The sequence below is a fragment of the Gordonia sp. 'Campus' genome, assembly GCF_022206305.1.
Classification (GTDB): Bacteria; Actinomycetota; Actinomycetes; order Mycobacteriales; family Mycobacteriaceae; genus Gordonia.
In genome coordinates this window covers 417,235-433,847 of the sequence record NZ_JAKOIW010000001.1, presented here as the reverse complement: position 1 = coordinate 433,847, position 16,613 = coordinate 417,235, and the positions used below count along the sequence as shown (strand labels likewise).

Here is a 16,613-nt window from a genome sequence, read left to right as displayed (position 1 = left end):
GATAACCTCGACACCGTGCTGCTCTCCGACCGCGACATCCGTGCCGAGATCGCTGACGGGCGCCTCGCCATCGATCCGTTCGATCCCGCCCTCGTCCAGCCCTCCAGTGTCGACGTCCGGCTCGACGGCCTGTTCCGGGTCTTCAACAACACCCGGTACACCCACATCGACCCCGCGCAGCGGCAAGACGAACTCACCTCCCTGGTCGAACCGGCCGACGGTGAGCCCTTCGTGCTGCACCCGGGGGAGTTCGTGCTGGGCTCCACCCTCGAGGTGTGCTCGCTGCCCGACGACCTCGCCGGCCGGCTCGAGGGCAAGTCGTCGCTCGGTCGCCTCGGCCTCCTCACCCATTCGACGGCGGGTTTCATCGACCCCGGCTTCTCCGGCCACATCACCCTCGAGCTGTCCAACGTGGCGAACCTGCCGATCACGCTCTGGCCGGGGATGAAGATCGGACAACTCTGCCTCATCCGACTCAGCAGTCCGGCCGAGGAGCCGTACGGGAGTGCGTCGGTGGGCTCGAAGTACCAGGGCCAACGCGGCCCGACGCCGTCGAAGGCATACCTGAACTTCCAGAAGGACTGACCCCGCCGCCGGAAGTTCACCCAGACGATCACCACACGCCACGGCGGAGATGGTTACCGGCCGCACCCCGTGGGTAACCGTTGCCTTCATGAAGCTCACGGTGATCGGATGCGGCTACCTCGGTGCCACTCATGCGGCCTGCATGGCCGAGCTCGGACACGATGTCGTCGGCATCGACGTCGACGCGCAAAAGATCGAACGGCTCCAGGCGGGCGAGGTCCCGTTCTTCGAACCCGGGCTCGCCGACATCCTCCGCCGCAACATCGACGCCGGCCGGCTCCGCTTCACCACCGACCCGCTCGCCGCCGCCGACCACGCCTCGGTCCACTTCCTCGGCGTCGGCACCCCGCAGGAGCCGCGGGGCCATCGTGCCGACCTGTCCCATGTGTACGCCGCCGTCGACTCACTCGTCCCGACACTGCGCGGCAAGCATCTGATCATCGGCAAGTCCACCGTCCCGGTCGGCACGTGTGCCGAACTGTCCCAACGAATCTCGGTCATGACCCAGTCCGGCGCCGAGGTCGAGCTGTCGTGGAGCCCCGAGTTCCTCCGCGAAGGGTTCGCCGTCGAGGACACCCTCGAACCGGACCGTCTGGTGCTGGGCACCGGGTCGCTCGACGACCCCGACCATGATCCCGAGGCCACGTCGTCGGCGAGCGAGGTGATCCGGGAGATCTACCGCGAGATCCTCGAGACCGGCGTGCCACTCATCGAAACAGACTGGGCAACCGCGGAACTCGTCAAGGTCTCGGCAAACGCGTTCCTCGCCACCAAGATCTCCTTCATCAACGCGATCAGTGAGCTCGCCGAGATCGCCGGCGCCGACATCAACACCCTGGCCGACGCCATCGGATACGACCCGCGTATCGGCCGCCGATTCCTCAACGCCGGGCTCGGTTTCGGCGGGGGATGCCTGCCCAAGGACATCCGCGCCCTCACCGCCCGCGCCGACGACATGGGTGCACCGCGCGCCGTCGGGTTCCTCCGCGAAGTCGATGCGATCAACATGCGACGCCGGGGCGCTGCCGTCGAACTGGTCTACGAGGCGCTGGGCGGCGAGGTCCTCGGCCGCAACATCGCCGTGCTGGGCGCCGCGTTCAAACCCGAGAGCGACGACGTCCGGGACTCGCCCGCGCTCACCGTCGCGAGCCGACTGGCCCTGGAAGGGGCCTCGGTCACCGTCTTCGACCCCAAGGCGATGGACAACTCCCGGCGCGTCCAGCCGAGCCTCAACTACGCGGCCACCGCCCGCGAGGCGTGCGACCGCGCCGACGTCGTGCTCATCGCGACCGAATGGGCCGAGTTCGTGCACATGACCCCCGACGAGCTCGACGGGATCGTGCGCGCCAAGAACATCGTCGACGGCCGACGCTGCCTCGACCCGCAGATGTGGCGCGACGCCGGCTGGGTGTACCGCGCACTCGGGGGTCCCGTCCCGACCCGGCGGTCAGCAGCCCCCGCAGCAAAACAGGCGTCACCCACCCAGGTGTCGCCGCAGCAGCTCCCGGCAGGCCAGGTTGCACGCGAGCAGGTTCCGTCCGGGCAGGTGAACGGAGTCGAAGCGCGGGCGGCGGGCCGCTGAGCCGTGCTAGGTTGAGTTTCGCGACTGTTCAGAGCGCACTTTCTCGCCGGCGGGGGCATGGGGCGAGGTGCACGCGAGGTGCAGGAAACCAATCAGATGACCGACACGGTGGCCGATTCGGCTGTGGGACCGACCTCGACGAATGCAGAGGTGAGGGTCGACGCTGCCGTCGTCGACACCGTAAGGACCACCCTGCGCGACCGCGGAATCCCGGCCGACTCCGAGTTGGTGCTGCTCGACCTCGACCCTGATGCCGGAGTGTCCGTCGGCCGTTTCGACCCCGCGCACGGGATCGTCACCGACCCCTACACGGACTCCGCGCTCACGCTCGCCGCGCTCGACCGAGCCATCGCCGATCATCTTGTGCGGGTGGGTCGTGTCGCACCACCGACGTCATCGGCGTGGCACGACGAGGTCCTCGATCTGGTGAACCGGGGGCGCGACCGGCTGCGGGACTCCGACGGCACCTTTCTGATGGGCCGCGACCACATCCGGTTGTTCCGGATGGCCCGACGAGACGTGGCCGAGGCCGGTGAGCCCCTCACCGCCCGCGCCGAGGACCTGGCCCGTGCGGCGGTGGACGGCGTGGGCGCCCCCGCGGTGGTGATATCCGGCCGCGTCGGCGCATGGCCCGGTCTCCGAGATGCCATCGCGCGTGCGGTCCCCGTCCCCGTCATCGACATCGAGGAGCTCGTCGACGACTCGCTGCCCCCGGCAGCAACCGTTGCTCCCGCGGCGCCGATCCCGCCGGCTCCACCGACGCCGTCCGCCGCAACGACCCCGTCTCCCGACCCGCGCCGCTCGCTGGGCGCAGCCCCTCCCGAACCGCGGTTCGCGGGCGAGCCGACCCACCCGACACCCGCTTTCGACGGCGGTGCCCCGTCTCATCCCCTCGTCGAACACAAGCCCCTCGTCGAACACAAGCCCCGCGTCGAACACAAGCCCCTCGTCGAGCACAGTCCCGAAGTCGAGCGCCGGTCCGATCCCGTTGTCATGAACGGATATGTCCCACAGTGGACTTCGGAAGTGATCGATGCGCCGGAGTCTCCGGCTGCCAACCCTGTGCCGCGCCGGAGCGCTCGACGCGCGAGCACGCGGGTACTGGCCGCCGTGGCGTTGGTGTGTGCGGTGTCCGTCGTCGGGGTCGCGGCTGCGCTCGCCGTCGCCTACGACAACGATCCCGCCACCGTGTCCGCCCCGCCGGCGAAGACCACCGCCACGCCGCCCAGCATCGAATACGCCGACCCGGCCATCCTCGCGGAAGCGCGACAACCCGCGCGCAGGTACACGCCGCCCCCACCGCCGGAGACGACGACGGAGGAGGAGGAACCGGCACCTCGGCCTCGGCCGCGGGCACCGCGTCCGCCGCGCGGTGGCATCACCATCCCCAACCCGATTCCCGGTCTGCCGCCGATCGTCCTGCCGTAGTCAGTCCCTCGGCTGCGGGGCGAGTCCGCGCGCGACGAAGTCCAGGACCTTCTCGTAGCTCGACGATGCGTCGATGTCGGGCGGATGTGTGCGCGCAAGTTCGAGACTGACGGCACCGTGTACGGCCGACCACGCCTGCATCGCCAGATCGGCGGGGTCGCCCGACATGATGACCCCGGCGACCTGGCCGTACCGGATGACGTCGACGAGCACCATGAACGCGTGCGAGGCGACCTCGGAGTCCGGGACGCACTGCGCGGAGAACATCAGCCGATAGATCACCGGGTTGGACATGGCGAACGCGCGGTAGGCACGGCCCGAACTGCGCAAGCGGGTGACGGGGTCGTCATCGACGGCTGCCACGGCCCGCCCGAACTCGGCAAAACCGTCGGTGACCAGGGCGTCGAGCAGCCCGTCCCGGCCGTCGAAGTGGTTGTAGACGCCCATCGGTGCGACCTTCGCCTCGGCAGCGACCGCTCGCACCGTCAGACCGCTCTCGCCGTCACGCTCCAGGATCGCGCGTCCCGCGGAGAGCAGGGCCGAACGGATGTCGGCGGCGGAGGTGCGGGTGCGCTGCTTCGCTGGGGACATGTTGACAACCTACTGGAACAGTGTTCTTCTTGGGTAGAACACTGTTCTACAACAGTGGAACGATGTTCTAGACGTCATCAACTGGCGCCGTACCTCACCCGACGAGACACCCTTCACGCGACAAGGACACCGTCATGAACTCCCTCAGCACACGCACTCGGTGGTGGGCGCTCGGCGCCCTCTGTTTTGCCGAGTTGATGGTCATGATCGACAACACGATCGTCAACGTGGCGCTCCCGACCCTCGCTCGTGACCTCGACGCCGGAATGTCGGGTCTGCAATGGATCGTCGACGCCTTCACCCTCGTCTTCGCCGGCCTGCTGTTGACCGGCGGCTATCTCGGCGACCGCTTCGGGCATCGCCGCATGCTCCTCACCGGCATCGTCGGTTTCATGCTGGTATCGGTGCTGGCGGCGTCGTCGCAGAGCATCGGCCAGCTCATCGCGGGTCGCGCCGGCTTGGGAGCGTTTGCGGCACTGGTCTTCCCGGCGACGCTCGCGATCATCACCACGATCTTCGTCGACGCCAGGGAACGGGCGACGGCGGTCGGGATCTGGGCGGCCGTGTCCGGCGTGGCAGTGGCCATCGGCCCGGTGCTCGGCGGTTGGCTGCTCGAACACTTCTCCTGGACATCGGTGTTCTGGGTGAACGTCCCGTTCGGCGTGCTGGCAGTGACGCTGATCGTTGCGGTCGTCCCGGACACGCGGCCGGTGTCGGTGCCGCGCTTCGACGTGCCGGGCGTGTTCTTGTCCGTTGCCGGTCTCGGGTTGCTCACCTACAGCGTCATCGAGGCGCCGCATGTCGGCTGGGGGCAAGCGCGTACGGTCGTCGGAATCGTTGCGGCGCTTGTTGTCCTGACGGCGTTCGTGGTCACGCAATTGCGTCGGCCGCACCCCATCCTCGATGTGCGGCTGTTCGCCAACCGCCGCTTCGCCACCGCGGCGGGGATGATCAGCGTCGCCTTCTTCGCCCTCTTCGGCTTCATCTTCCTGATCACCCAGTTCTTCCAGGCGGTGAAGGGTTACGGTCCGCTCGCGGCGGGGGTGCGCACGCTCCCGTTCGCGCTGGTGATGGCCGCGCTGTCGCCGGTCGCCATGGCCCTGTCGCACCGCTTCGGACCGCGCGTCGTCGCCGTGGCCGGCGCGTTCCTCATGTCCGGAGGATTCGCACTCGTCGAGATCTCCTCGCGCGCTTCGGGTTACTGGGAACTCATCGTCTGGTCGATGGCGCTGATGGCGGCCGGGTTGGCGTTCATCTCCGGGCCCTGCACCCAACTGATCATGGACGCGCTGCGTCCCGAGCAGGCCGGTGCGGGCAGCGCTGTCAACGACACGACCCGCGAAATGGGCGGGACGCTCGGGGTCGCGGTCCTGGGGTCCATCCTCACGTCGACCTACGTCGCGGGCATCGGCGATCGGTTGTCGGGCAGCGGGTTACCGACCGAGGCGGTCGACGCTGCGAAGCAATCCGTCATGGCCGGCGGCGAGGTGGCGAAGCAGTTGCCGGGCGCCATCGGTGACGCGGTACGCACCGCGGTGCAGGAGGTGTTCATGAACGGACTGCACGACGCGGTCTGGGCGGCCGTGGCGATCACTGCCGCCGCCGGTGTTGCAGCCGCGTTCCTGTTGCGCGGTAAGGCGTCTGAGGTGGATTCAGCCCCTGCTGGAGGCGTGCAGACCTCAGAGATCGAGGACGAGGTCCCCGCCGGCACTCCGTGAGACGCAGGTGAGCATGGTCCCGGCCTCGCGTTCGGGCTCGGTCAGGATGTTGTCGCGGTGATCGACGTCGCCCGACAGCGTCCTGACCTTGCACGTGCCGCAGAACCCCTGACGACACGAGTAGGGGACCGAGGGGAGTGCGCGTCGGATCGCGGCGAGGGCGGACTCGTCCGCCGCCACCGGGATCTCCTGTCCCGTCGACGCGAGCGTGACCGTGAACGCGGTCCCGTTCTCGACCGGCGGCGGGCTGAACCGCTCGTAGTGAAGTTCGATGTCCGGGCGGTGGGCGAGGTGTCTGCGGAGTCCTTCCAGCATCGGAACCGGCCCGCACGAGTACACGGCCAGGTCGGCCGGATCGTCGACGGGGCCGACCAGTTCGGCCATGGTCGGCAGTCCGTGCACGTCGTCGGTACGGATGGTGATGCGGTCGCCGAAGCGGGCCACCTCGTCGAGGAACGGGATCGAGTCGGTGCTGCGGCCCGTGTAGATCATCGACCAGTCCAGGCCGAACCGCTCGGCGGCCGCCAGCATCGGCAGGATCGGGGTGATCCCGATCCCGGCGGCGACGAATCGTAGCCGGCGTGCCGGTGACCCGTGGCCGGGGATGGCGAGCGGAAAGGCATTGCGCGGCCCCTTGATCGGGAGAATATCGCCCACCGACAGGGCATCGTGGACCTCGACCGATCCGCCGCCACCGTCGGGGATGCGCCGGACGGCGATCCGATAGCGCTTCCGGTCGGCGGCATCGCCACACAAGGAGTACTCGCGCATCCGGCCCGACGGCAACAGGAGGTCAACGTGTGCGCCGGCACGCCACTCGGGCAGGGCACCGCCCGCGGCCGCCTCGAGGGTGAGGGCGATGACGTTCTCGTCCCGTGCGACGACCTCGCGGTCGACGATCCGCACCCGGGTGACCCCGTCATTGGCCGGACCGGGGTGCAGCGGCGACAACGGGCGCCAGACCGGCCACCAGGCCCGGAACACCATCGTGCCCAGGGTGATCACCGGGTCGTGACGCCACCGGCCGTGCAGATGGGGCGGGGGCGCCGTCAGGGTCGTCGAATGCGGGTGTGCTCGTTGGTTCATGTCGTCACCTCTTCACCGGTCGAGAGCTTCACGCCGCGTTGCGGGCGGCCGGCGAACTCGCGAGATAGGCGACCGCTTGTGCCGTGCTCCCGATGTCCTCCGGCCGGAAGCCGGGACGGAAGTAGCTGAAGGTCGAGAAGATGATCGTCCGCATCTTCGGCAACACGCCTGCCCGCACGCCCCGGTGGTAGTGCCAGGTCTTCTGGAAGTAGTTGTAGGACAACGACTCGTCCTGACTCATGATGAACCGGTAGCCCCGCTGGATCAGGAACAGCAGGATGGGCAGTACCGCGAACATCGCACGGCCCCGCCGGAGGTATCCGTCACCGAAGTACGCCGCGACGTCGTGGGCCACCGCTCGATGTTCGACCTCCTCGGCGCCGTGCCACATGAACAGGTCGGCCATGGTGGGATGGGCGCCGAGCCGGGTCCAGGTGTTGTTCAGCGCGAAGTCGCCCAGGATCGCGGTGTAGTGCTCGAGGGCCGCGATGAGCCAGAGGCGTTCGACGAGATGCTTGTGCCGGGCCTCCTCGGTTCCACCGTCCAGGGGGCCGAGCACTTTGCGGAAGATCCACTCCATCTGCAGTTGGTAGGGCCGTGGGTCGATGCCGTGGTGATCGAGGAACTCCCACAGCACGTGGTCGTGGGCCTCGGCGTGCATGGCCTCCTGCCCGATGAATCCCCGCATGCGGGCGGCGAGTTCGTCGTCGGCGACCAGTGGCAACGCCTCGTTGTAGGTCTGCACGAACCACCGCTCACCCTCGGGGAGCAGGAGATTCAGCACGCTGATGAAGTTCGACGCCACGGGGTGGCCGGGAATCCAGTGCAGCGGAACGTCATCCCAGTCGAAGCTCACATTGCGTGCGTGCAGTTCGACGGGGCCGGGGTCGGCGGGGTCGGACACGGCGGTCCGGTCGGTGATGTGATCGTGTGTCCCGGATCCGGTCATGCCCTTCACCCCGTGACATTCTGACGTGCGCCGATCCGTGACAGCCACGGCGCGAACCGGTAGATGCGGTATCCCACCTTGGCTTCCACCGTCACCGGGACCACCGCCTTGTTGCGCTCGATTGCGGAGACGATGTCACGGGCCACCCGGTCGGGCGTGAACCCGCGTCGCTGATAGAACCGATCGAGCCGGTCCCGTTGTGCCCGTTCGGTGTCCGCGTCGAGGCCGGCGATGGGGGTCGACGACACGATGTTGGTGTCGACGAGTCCGGGACAGATCGCGCTGACCCCGATGCGATGTTCGGCCAGTTCGGCGCGGAGGGACTCGGAGAACAGGAGGACGCCCGCCTTCGATGCGGCGTACAGGCCCAGGCTGCGTGAGGGCGTGAATGCCGCGGCCGAGGCGACGTTGACGATGTGTCCACCGACGCCGCGGTCGACCATCTGCCTGCCGAATTCTCGGCTACCGGTGACCACGCCGCGCAGGTTGACGTCGAGCAGGCGGTCGACCTGCTCGTCCGAGGCGGCGAGCACGCCACCGGCCAAACCGATCCCGGCGTTGTTGATCACGATGTCGGGTACGCCGTGGGTATCCCGGACGCGGGCTGCGAACGCAGCGAAACCGGGGGTGTCGGAGACGTCGAGCAGGTAGGCATGCGCGGAGGAACCGGCCGCCTTGCAGGACCGGGCGGTCTCGTCGGCGGATTCGAGATCGAGATCGGCCAGGACCAGTTCGCACCCGCGCTCGGCCAGTGCGAGTGCCGTCTCCCGCCCGATTCCGCTGCCGGCGCCGGTGATCACCACGAGTTTGCCTGCGAGCGGACGCGGTTCGGTGAACAGGCGCGACCGCTCGATCGTGGGCGCCGGCTCACCGCTGTTGGTCTGCAGGGCAAGGAAATCGAGAACCAGGTCGGTGAGGTACTCCGGGTGGGTGTACGGCAACCAGTGGCCGGTGGGTGTGTCCCGGCGCCACAGCTTGGCCGCGTAGGTCGGTGTGTTGTCGTAGATCGCGGGCCGCAGCGCGATGTCGCGTTCGTTCACGACCTGCAGGACCGGCACGGTGGTGATCCGCGGGTTCGGCCGCATCAGCTTGGATCGGATGTTCGCGCGGTAGAGGGCGAGGCCGGTGATCATGTCCCGCCGCAGGGACCCGGCGACGTCGACGTTCTCCGGGGGAGTGCCCTCGACGGTGCGCAGGAACTGCTTCCACACCGTCGGATTCCCCATCCCGCGCAGCAGGAGGTCGGGCAGCACCGGGAGCTGGAAGAGGCCGGTGTACGCCGACGACATCGTCTGCGCGAGCACATTTCGGAGGTGGCGAGGGGTCGGGTTCGCGAACTGGTCGCGGACGAACTGGCCGAGGTGATCGAGATTGGGTCCGGACACCGAGACGAACGATGCGATCCGGGCCTGGGCACGTGGCCGGCTGACGGCCTCCCAGGTCTGCACCGAGCCCCAGTCGTGCGCGACCACGTGTACGGCGTCGTCCGGACTCACCGCCTCGGCCACGGCGTACAGGTCGTCGGCGAGTTCGTCGAGCCGGTACGCGGCGACCTTGCGGGGTCGGTCACTGTCGCCGAACCCCCGACAGTCGTAGGCGACGACGTGGTACTTCTCGGCCAACCGGGGAGCGATGTGCGTCCACAGGTGGTGGGTGTCGGGCCAGCCGTGCACGAGCACCACGGTGGGGTTCATCGGATCGCCCAGCTCATAGGTCGCCAGTCGGATCCCGTTGTTGGTCACGGTCCCCGGGCGCCAGTCGGGTCGCCGGCGGACTGCCTGTTCGGACATCTGTCACCTCGTCGTGAGTGCCGCACCTGATGGAGGTACACGTTACCAACGGTTACATAAATGTCCAGACCCCTGGAAAAGAACGAGGGCCCGGTCGATCGACCGGGCCCTCATCAGGGGTTTTGGGTGAGACGGCGTCAGCTCACTGACGGTACGACGACAGGAAGTTGCCGATCCGCTCCACGGCCTCGGTCAGATCTCGCGACCATGGCAGCGTGACGATCCGGAAGTGGTTGTGGTCGTCGAGGTTGAAGCCGGTGCCCTGCACGACGAGGATCTTCTCCTGCAGCAGCAGGTCTTGGACGAACAATTCGTCGTTGTGGATCTCGTAGACCTCGGGGTCGAGGCGGGGGAAGGCGTACAACGCGCCCTTGGGTTTCACACAGCTGACGCCGGGGATCTCGTTCAGCTTCTCCCACGTCACGTTCCGTTGCTCGTACAACCGGCCGCCGGGGGAGACGAGGGCCTCGATGGACTGGTAACCGCCGAGCGCCACCTGGATCGCGTGCTGGCCCGGCACATTGGCGCACAGGCGCGTCGAGGCCAGGATGCCCATGCCCTCGATGAAGCCGCGGGCGTGGTCCTTGGGTCCGGTCATGACCACCCAGCCGGCACGGTACCCGCAGACCCGGTAGGCCTTCGACAGCCCGTTGAAGGTGAGACACAACAGGTCCGGCGCCAACGAGGCCACGTTCACGTGCTCGGCGTCGTCGTAGATGATCTTGTCGTAGATCTCGTCGGCGAGGATCAGCAGCGAATGCTGACGGGCGAGCTCGACGAGCTGCTCGAGGACCTCGCGGGAGTAGACCGCGCCGGTCGGGTTGTTCGGGTTGATGATGACGATCGCCTTGGTGCGATCGGTGATCTTCGCGGCGATGTCGGCGACGTCGGGGTTCCACCCGTTCTCCTCGTCGCAGCGGTAGTGCACGGGCTGACCGCCCGACAGCGAGGTCATCGCGGTCCAGAGCGGGTAGTCGGGTGCGGGGATCAGCACCTCGTCGCCGTCGTTGAGGAGGGCCTGCATCGTCATGGTGATGAGCTCGGACACCCCGTTGCCCAGGATGACGTCGTCGACGTCGAAGTACGGGAAGTCGGGGATCAGTTCGTAGCGGGTCACCACCGCCCGACGCGCGGAGAGCACGCCGGCCGACTCGGAGTAGCCCTGCGCATAGGGGAGGGCGTGGATCATGTCGCGCATGATCACGTCGGGGGCTTCGAAACCGAACAGGGCGGGGTTGCCGATGTTCAGCTTGAGGATTCGATGCCCCTCCGCCTCGAGCCGCTGCGCATGCGCGTGTACGGGACCACGGATCTCGTAGCACACGTTCTGCAGCTTGAGCGATTGCTCGAGCGGCTTGAGGTTCTGGTTCAGGTGCGAAACATGGGGCCTACTCACGGGTACATTGTCGCAGCCGGGGGCAAATGCGTTTCTGCCAGTGTCCGAGCGAGGGCGGGACCCTCAAACGACAGATGTCGCATTTCGTGTCGGTGGCCGACACGAAATGCGACATCTGTAGGTACTGCGGGTGCTATTTGTGGCCGGGTCGCTTCTTGCCGGCCGCGATGCCGAAGCCCTTGGCCTTCGACGCGCCGGCCTCGGCGATGGTCCGCGCCTCTCCGGTCCCGTTGCTCGACGGCTCCGGAGCGGTCTCGGCTGCGGTCTCGGTCTCGCCTTCTCCGGCGTCGGAGGCCTCGGTGTCGGCTTCTGCCGACTCCGGGGCTTCCTCGACCTGCGTGTCCTCCGCCGGTGCCACCTCGGAAGCCGACTCGGGCTCGGCCTTGGCCTCGACCGCTGCCGGCGTCGCGGCAGCCGGGGCCGCCTTGCCCGCGCCGCCGGGCCGCTTCTTGCCCGCGGACATCCCGAAGCCCTTGGCCTTGGCCGGCTTCTCCTCGGTCAACACCGCGGCCGAACCACCGTCGCTCGGCGACGACGACGGCTCCGATGACGGGGCCTCCGATGACGGGGCCTCGGCTGCTGCCGGGGCCTCAGTCTCGGCGGCCTCAGTCTCTGCGGCCTCAGGCTCCGGCTCCGCGGCGTCTGCCTCGGGTGCGGGCTGAGTCGGTGCGGCGGCGGCGGCCGGCTTGGCCGCTGCCTTGCCGATCCCGCCCGGACGCTTCTTGCCCGCGGACATCCCGAAGCCCTTGGCCTTGCCCGGCTTTTCTTCCGTTGCGGGAGCGGTCGTCGTCTCGGTTGTCGTCGTCTCCGTGGTCACAGTCTCGGCAGTCGCCGATTCGGTGTCCACGGTCGGGGCGGCGTCCGGTGCCGATTCGCTCTCGTCGAGCTTGTTCTCGGCGGGGGCGGTCACTCCGGCGTCGGGCGCGGCGGCGTTGGTGGTCTTCTGACCCGGCCGCTTGGCCTTGCCCATGCCGAAGCCCTTCGACGCGGGCTTCTTCTCGGCTGTCTCGGTGGCGGCCTCGGCGACCTCCTCCTTGACCGCTTCGGACGACTCGGTCTCGGCGGGAACCGGTTCAGCGGTTCCTCCGGCTGGCTTGCCTGCCGCACCGGGACGCTTGGCGCCGCCCTTCATGCCGAAGCCCTTGGCGGCGGGCTTCTTCTCGGCGGGTGCCTCGGCAGGGGCCTCCGCGGGCGCGGAGTCCGTTGCGGGAGCGGCAGATGATGCCGCGGCGCCGGGCTTCTTGCCGCCCTTCATACCGAAGCCCTTCGAGGCCGGCTTCTTCTCGGCCGGCGCCTGCTCGGCCGGTGCCTCCGGTGCTGCGGTCTTGGCCGTCGCGCCGGGCTTCTTGCCGCCCTTCATGCCCAGGCCGACCTTCGGCTTCGGAGCTGCCTCGGTTGTCGCCGACGCAGAGGCGGTCGCCGCTGCGGGGACCTTCTCGGGCTCGGGTTCGGGCTCCGGTTCCGCAACGGTCGGGCGCGGCCCGAGGAATCGGCCGCCGAGCTTGACCTCGGTCCGGTCGCGCTTGACCGACTCGAGCAGCAGCTGCGCGACGTCGACGACCTCGACCTTGCCCTCGGACTCGGTGCCGCTGGTCCGAGCCGTGACACCGTCGGTGAGCATCACGCGGCAGAACGGGCAGCCGGTCGCGACCTTCTTGACCTGATCCCCGGTCGTGTCGCCGAGAGTGTTCAGCGCCTCGTCGACACGGTCGATGTTGATCCGCTTGCCGATCTGCTCTTCCATCCACATGCGCGCGCCACCGGCACCACAGCACATGGACCGTTCGCCGTGACGCGGCATCTCGGTGAGCGTCGAACCGGCGGCACCCATGAGTTCACGCGGTGCGTCGTAGACCTTGTTGTGGCGGCCCAGGTAGCACGGGTCGTGGTAGGTGACACCCTCGCCGAGCGGGGCGACCGGGACCAGGCGCTTCTCGCGCACGAGCCGGTTGAGCAGCTGCGTGTGGTGGACGACCTCGTACTTCGCCCCGAGCTGCGGGTACTCGTTGCCCAGTGCGTTGAAGCAGTGCGCACAGGTGACGACGACCTTCTTGCGCTGCTCAGGTGCGGTCGCGAAGACCTCGCCGAGCATCTCGATGTTCTGCTGCGCGAGCATCTGGAAGAGGAACTCGTTGCCGGCGCGTCGTGCGGAGTCACCGGTACAGGTCTCGCCCTCGCCGAGGACCATGAAGTTCACCGCGGCCATGTCGAGGAGCTCGGCGACGGCCTTGGTGGTCTTCTTCGCGCGGTCTTCGTAGGCGCCGGCACAGCCGACCCAGAACAGGTACTCGAAGCCCTCGAACGACTCGACGTCCTTGCCGAAGACCGGGATCTCGATGTCCATCTCGTCGATCCAGGCGGTGCGCGCGGAGGCGTTCTGGCCCCACGGGTTGCCCTTGTTCTCGAGGTTCTTGAACATGCCGGCCAGCTCGGTCGGGAAGTCCGACTCGATCAGGACCTGGTAGCGGCGCATGTCGAGGATGTGGTCGACGTGTTCGATGTCGACCGGGCACTGCTCGACGCACGCACCACAGGTGGTGCAGCTCCACAGGGTCTCGGTGTCGATGACCGCACCGAGTGCCTCGGGGTCGAACTCGCCGTCCACCGACTCGACACCCAGTCCGCCGCCGAGGTCGCCCTTCGACTCGCCGACCAGCTTGCGGGCCGCCTCGGCGCGTGCCGCCTCGGGGATCGCGTTGAGCTTGTCCTCGAGGACGTTGCCGTCGGCGTCGACCAGGCCGACCTCGTCGCCGCCCATGTCCTTGCGGCCACCGGCCAGCAGGTAGGGGGCCTTGGCGTTGCCGTGGTCGCGCAGCGACATGATGAGCAGCTTGGGGCTCAGCGGCTTACCGGTGTTCCATGCGGGACACTGCGACTGGCAGCGACCACACTCGGTACAGGTGGTGAAGTCCAGCCAGCCCTTCCACGAGAAGTCCTCGATCTTGCCTGCGCCGAACGCGTCGACGTCGGGATCGGCGGTCTCCATGTCGAGGACCTTGCCCTGGCTCATCATCGGCTTCGCGGCACCGAGGGCGACGCCGCCGTCCTGCTCGCGCTTGAAGTAGATGTTGAAGAAGGCCGAGAAGCGGTGCCACGCAACGCCCCAGCTGATGTTCATGCCGACCATCGCCAGCCACACCATGCCGCTCATCAGCTTGATGACCGCGAAGATCGACACCAGGGTCGGCGACGCCGGCAGGAGCTTGGCGACCTGCATGGTGAAGAAGTCGGAGTAGGCGTTGGAGTGGTGGTAGGTCGCGATCTTCGAGGCCTTCACCAGGATCATGCCCAGGCCCTCGAGCAACACCACGGCCTCGACGAAGTAGGCCGGCGCGAAGCGCGAACCGCCGAAGCGGGACAGTCGTTCCGGGACGCGCGGGTGGTTCAGCTGGCGGATGACGATCAGAACGATGATGCCGACCACGGTGCCGATGCCCAGGAGTTCGTCCCAGAGGTGCCACGCGAAGGTGTCACCGAAGACGGGCCAGTGGAACTCGGGGTTGATCGACTGGCCGTAGGCCTCGAACCACAGCAGCGCGCCGCCGAGGAAGCCGATCATCACCAGCCAGTGTGCCCAGCCGACGGTGCGGAACTTCACCATCCGGGTGTGGACGATGAACTCCTTCAGCATCGTCATCATGCGCGGCAGGATGGGCCAGAAGCGGGAGCTGTCGACCTTGTGCCCGAGCTTGATGGTGCGGTAGATCCGCACCACGCCACCGAGGAACAGGTACCAGCAGAGCAAGCTGATCACCGCGGCTGTCGTGCCGATGGCAATCGTCGTGGTAGTCACGGGCGCGTACCGGCCTTTCGTCTAGGTCGTCCGCCGCCGGGTCGCGGAACGCGAGGCTGGGTACCACGGGGCGGTGTACTACAGGTAACCGTAATTCGTTGCGCCACCGGCGCGCTGCCAAGGCTGGCCTAATCACTACTGCCAAGGCCGGCCTAATCACTGCAGGTCTACATCATCACTGATGATACTCACCAGTAACTTACTGTCGAGTCAGGGTGGGCGACGCCACGATCGGGCACGCGCGCTGGCGGGTTCTATCGCGTCCGCGCGACCTTCTCGAGTTCCTCCAGGGCCGTGTCGAGGTGCGTGAGGAGGCGTTGCAGGCTCGGGAGCTGGGCACGAGCGCCGATCAACCCGAAGTTGATGTGCTCGGCGGTGCTGGTCACGGTGATGTTGAGGGCGAGCCCCTCGGTCGGGATCGACACCGGGTAGAGGCCGTCGAGGCGGGCGCCGTTCCAGTACAGGTGTTTCGACGGCCCGGGGACGTTGCTGATGATGATGTTGAACTGCGGCGGCACGTATTGGACGAAGCCGGGCACGGCGGCGAACGCGAGCGGCGCGAAGTTGGCGGCGCCCAGTGCGAGGGCCTGCAACGGCCGGAGGCCCCGCACCACCGACTTGCTGTGCCGGGCCGAGTCGACGAGTTTGTCGAGGCGCCGCTCGGCGTCGGGTTCGTCGGTCGCGAGGCTCACCAGGATCGCCGTCACCGAGTTGCCGTCGTCGTCCCCGTCGGTGTGCAGCGACACCGGCAGTGCGGCGATGAGCGGTGCGTCGGGCAGCGCGTCCTGGTCGATGAGGTACGCGCGCAGGGCCCCCGAACACATCGCGACGACGACGTCGTTGAGGGTGATCCCGCGGGCGTCGGCCACGGCCCGGAGCCGGTCGAGTTCCCACCTCTGCGACGCGAAGCGACGGGCGCTGCCGATGGCGACGTCGAGGATGGTCCGCGGCGCACGTCCCAGCGGTGCGACGAAGTCGGGATCCCGCAGACCGGCGACCGCCACCTTCGCCGCGGCGGGTCCGAGACCCGCGACCTGGCCCGCCACATTCGCCAGACCCGACACCCGGCTGCGCAGGCTCGGTGCGGGTTGGGGGCGACGAGGCCGGGCGAGCGCCGGATCCCAGGGCGCGGTGCCCGAGCGGTCGTCGGGGTCCTCGGACAGCGTGCGCTGCAGGAGGCGCAGCGCCGAGACGCCGTCGACCAGCGAGTGGTGGATCTTGGTGTACAGCGCCACCCGGTCGTCTTCGAGGCCCTCGATGACGTGCACCTCCCACATCGGGCGGAACCGATCCATCAGCGACCCGTGGTTGAGGGAGACGTAGCGCAGCAGTTCGCGGACACGGCCCGGGCGGGGAAGGACGGTGCGGCGCACGTGGTAGTCGAAGTCGATGTCGTCGTCGAAAGACCAGGCCACGTTGCCCAACAGGGTGACCGGGGATGCCGGACGCTTGCGGAAGAGGGGGTGCACCTCGGTGCAGCCGCAGAACGCCTCGATGATCTCCTCGGCGAGCTCACTCGACGACTGACCCGCCCGCGGCACGAACAACTGGAGGCCGCCCACGTGCATGGGCTGCTCCCGGGTCTCGGCCAGCAAGAACATCGACGAGGTGACCGGCATATACGGCATTCGCACCATCACTTTCACACCGCGGATTGGTGCGCACAGGCTGAACGCGACCGAGTCTCCCAAGTAT

Annotated in this window: 11 protein-coding genes; 4 read left to right on the top strand and 7 right to left on the bottom strand. The window is 68.1% G+C overall.

The genetic code is table 11. The features are described 5' to 3' along the window. Positions 1-15: 15 nt before the first annotated feature. The 3 genes from dcd to MAY35_RS01935 all read left to right on the top strand — a co-directional run bounded on the left by dcd (position 16) and on the right by MAY35_RS01935 (position 3,595). The gene (gene dcd, locus MAY35_RS01945; protein WP_238418937.1) at positions 16-585 is read left to right on the top strand and encodes a dCTP deaminase; all 570 of its coding nucleotides are present in this window, start codon (positions 16-18) and stop codon (positions 583-585) included. An 88-nt stretch (positions 586-673) separates the two neighbouring features. After that, positions 674-2,167 carry a UDP-glucose/GDP-mannose dehydrogenase family protein gene (locus MAY35_RS01940; RefSeq protein WP_238418936.1) on the top strand — a complete coding sequence of 498 codons (1,494 nt, stop codon included), beginning with the start codon at positions 674-676 and terminating at the stop codon, positions 2,165-2,167. Between the two features lie 96 nt (positions 2,168-2,263). After that, complete coding sequence (locus MAY35_RS01935; RefSeq protein WP_238418935.1) at positions 2,264-3,595, top strand: hypothetical protein; 1,332 nt, start codon at positions 2,264-2,266, stop codon at positions 3,593-3,595. Here the strand turns inward: MAY35_RS01935 and MAY35_RS01930 are convergent, their stop codons facing one another. Continuing rightward, a complete protein-coding gene (locus MAY35_RS01930) occupies positions 3,596-4,186 on the bottom strand; it encodes a TetR/AcrR family transcriptional regulator (protein ID WP_238418934.1) in 591 nt (196 codons plus the stop codon). Between the two features lie 134 nt (positions 4,187-4,320). Between MAY35_RS01930 and MAY35_RS01925 the strand changes: the two genes are divergently transcribed. Beyond that, positions 4,321-5,904, top strand: coding sequence for a DHA2 family efflux MFS transporter permease subunit (locus MAY35_RS01925; protein WP_238418933.1), 1,584 nt, complete (start codon positions 4,321-4,323; stop codon positions 5,902-5,904). Here the strand turns inward: MAY35_RS01925 and MAY35_RS01920 are convergent. The 6 genes from MAY35_RS01920 to MAY35_RS01895 all read right to left on the bottom strand — a co-directional run bounded on the left by MAY35_RS01920 (position 5,866) and on the right by MAY35_RS01895 (position 16,546). Then, positions 5,866-6,990: a PDR/VanB family oxidoreductase gene (locus MAY35_RS01920; RefSeq protein WP_238418932.1), complete on the bottom strand. Its 1,125-nt coding sequence runs from the start codon at positions 6,988-6,990 to the stop codon at positions 5,866-5,868. The two genes, MAY35_RS01925 and MAY35_RS01920, sit on opposite strands and share 39 nt — an antisense overlap. 28 nt (positions 6,991-7,018) lie before the next feature. Beyond that, complete coding sequence (locus tag MAY35_RS01915) at positions 7,019-7,939, bottom strand: metal-dependent hydrolase (protein ID WP_238418931.1); 921 nt, start codon at positions 7,937-7,939, stop codon at positions 7,019-7,021. Between the two features lie 5 nt (positions 7,940-7,944). Beyond that, complete coding sequence (locus tag MAY35_RS01910) at positions 7,945-9,729, bottom strand: SDR family oxidoreductase (RefSeq protein WP_238418930.1); 1,785 nt, start codon at positions 9,727-9,729, stop codon at positions 7,945-7,947. A 142-nt stretch (positions 9,730-9,871) separates the two neighbouring features. Next, positions 9,872-11,125 carry a pyridoxal phosphate-dependent aminotransferase gene (locus MAY35_RS01905; protein WP_010843717.1) on the bottom strand — a complete coding sequence of 418 codons (1,254 nt, stop codon included), beginning with the start codon at positions 11,123-11,125 and terminating at the stop codon, positions 9,872-9,874. A 133-nt stretch (positions 11,126-11,258) separates the two neighbouring features. Further along, positions 11,259-14,918, bottom strand: a complete 3,660-nt coding sequence (locus MAY35_RS01900; protein WP_238418929.1) for a heterodisulfide reductase-related iron-sulfur binding cluster — start codon at positions 14,916-14,918, stop codon at positions 11,259-11,261. Positions 14,919-15,172: 254 nt separating this feature from the next. Next, complete coding sequence (locus MAY35_RS01895; protein ID WP_238418928.1) at positions 15,173-16,546, bottom strand: wax ester/triacylglycerol synthase family O-acyltransferase; 1,374 nt, start codon at positions 16,544-16,546, stop codon at positions 15,173-15,175. Between the last annotated feature and the right edge of the window lie 67 nt (positions 16,547-16,613).

What these genes read in the sequence shown, in the direction of transcription:
- MAY35_RS01940 (WP_238418936.1), top strand. Translation starts at nt 674, where the DNA reads ATGAAGCTCACGGTGATCGGATGCGGCTACCTCGGTGCCACTCATGCG.
- MAY35_RS01935 (WP_238418935.1), top strand. Translation starts at nt 2,264, where the DNA reads ATGACCGACACGGTGGCCGATTCGGCTGTGGGACCGACCTCGACGAAT.
- MAY35_RS01930 (WP_238418934.1), bottom strand. Translation starts at nt 4,186, where the DNA reads ATGTCCCCAGCGAAGCAGCGCACCCGCACCTCCGCCGCCGACATCCGT.
- MAY35_RS01925 (WP_238418933.1), top strand. Translation starts at nt 4,321, where the DNA reads ATGAACTCCCTCAGCACACGCACTCGGTGGTGGGCGCTCGGCGCCCTC.
- MAY35_RS01920 (WP_238418932.1), bottom strand. Translation starts at nt 6,990, where the DNA reads ATGAACCAACGAGCACACCCGCATTCGACGACCCTGACGGCGCCCCCG.
- MAY35_RS01915 (WP_238418931.1), bottom strand. Translation starts at nt 7,939, where the DNA reads ATGACCGGATCCGGGACACACGATCACATCACCGACCGGACCGCCGTG.
- MAY35_RS01910 (WP_238418930.1), bottom strand. Translation starts at nt 9,729, where the DNA reads ATGTCCGAACAGGCAGTCCGCCGGCGACCCGACTGGCGCCCGGGGACC.
- MAY35_RS01895 (WP_238418928.1), bottom strand. Translation starts at nt 16,546, where the DNA reads ATGCCGTATATGCCGGTCACCTCGTCGATGTTCTTGCTGGCCGAGACC.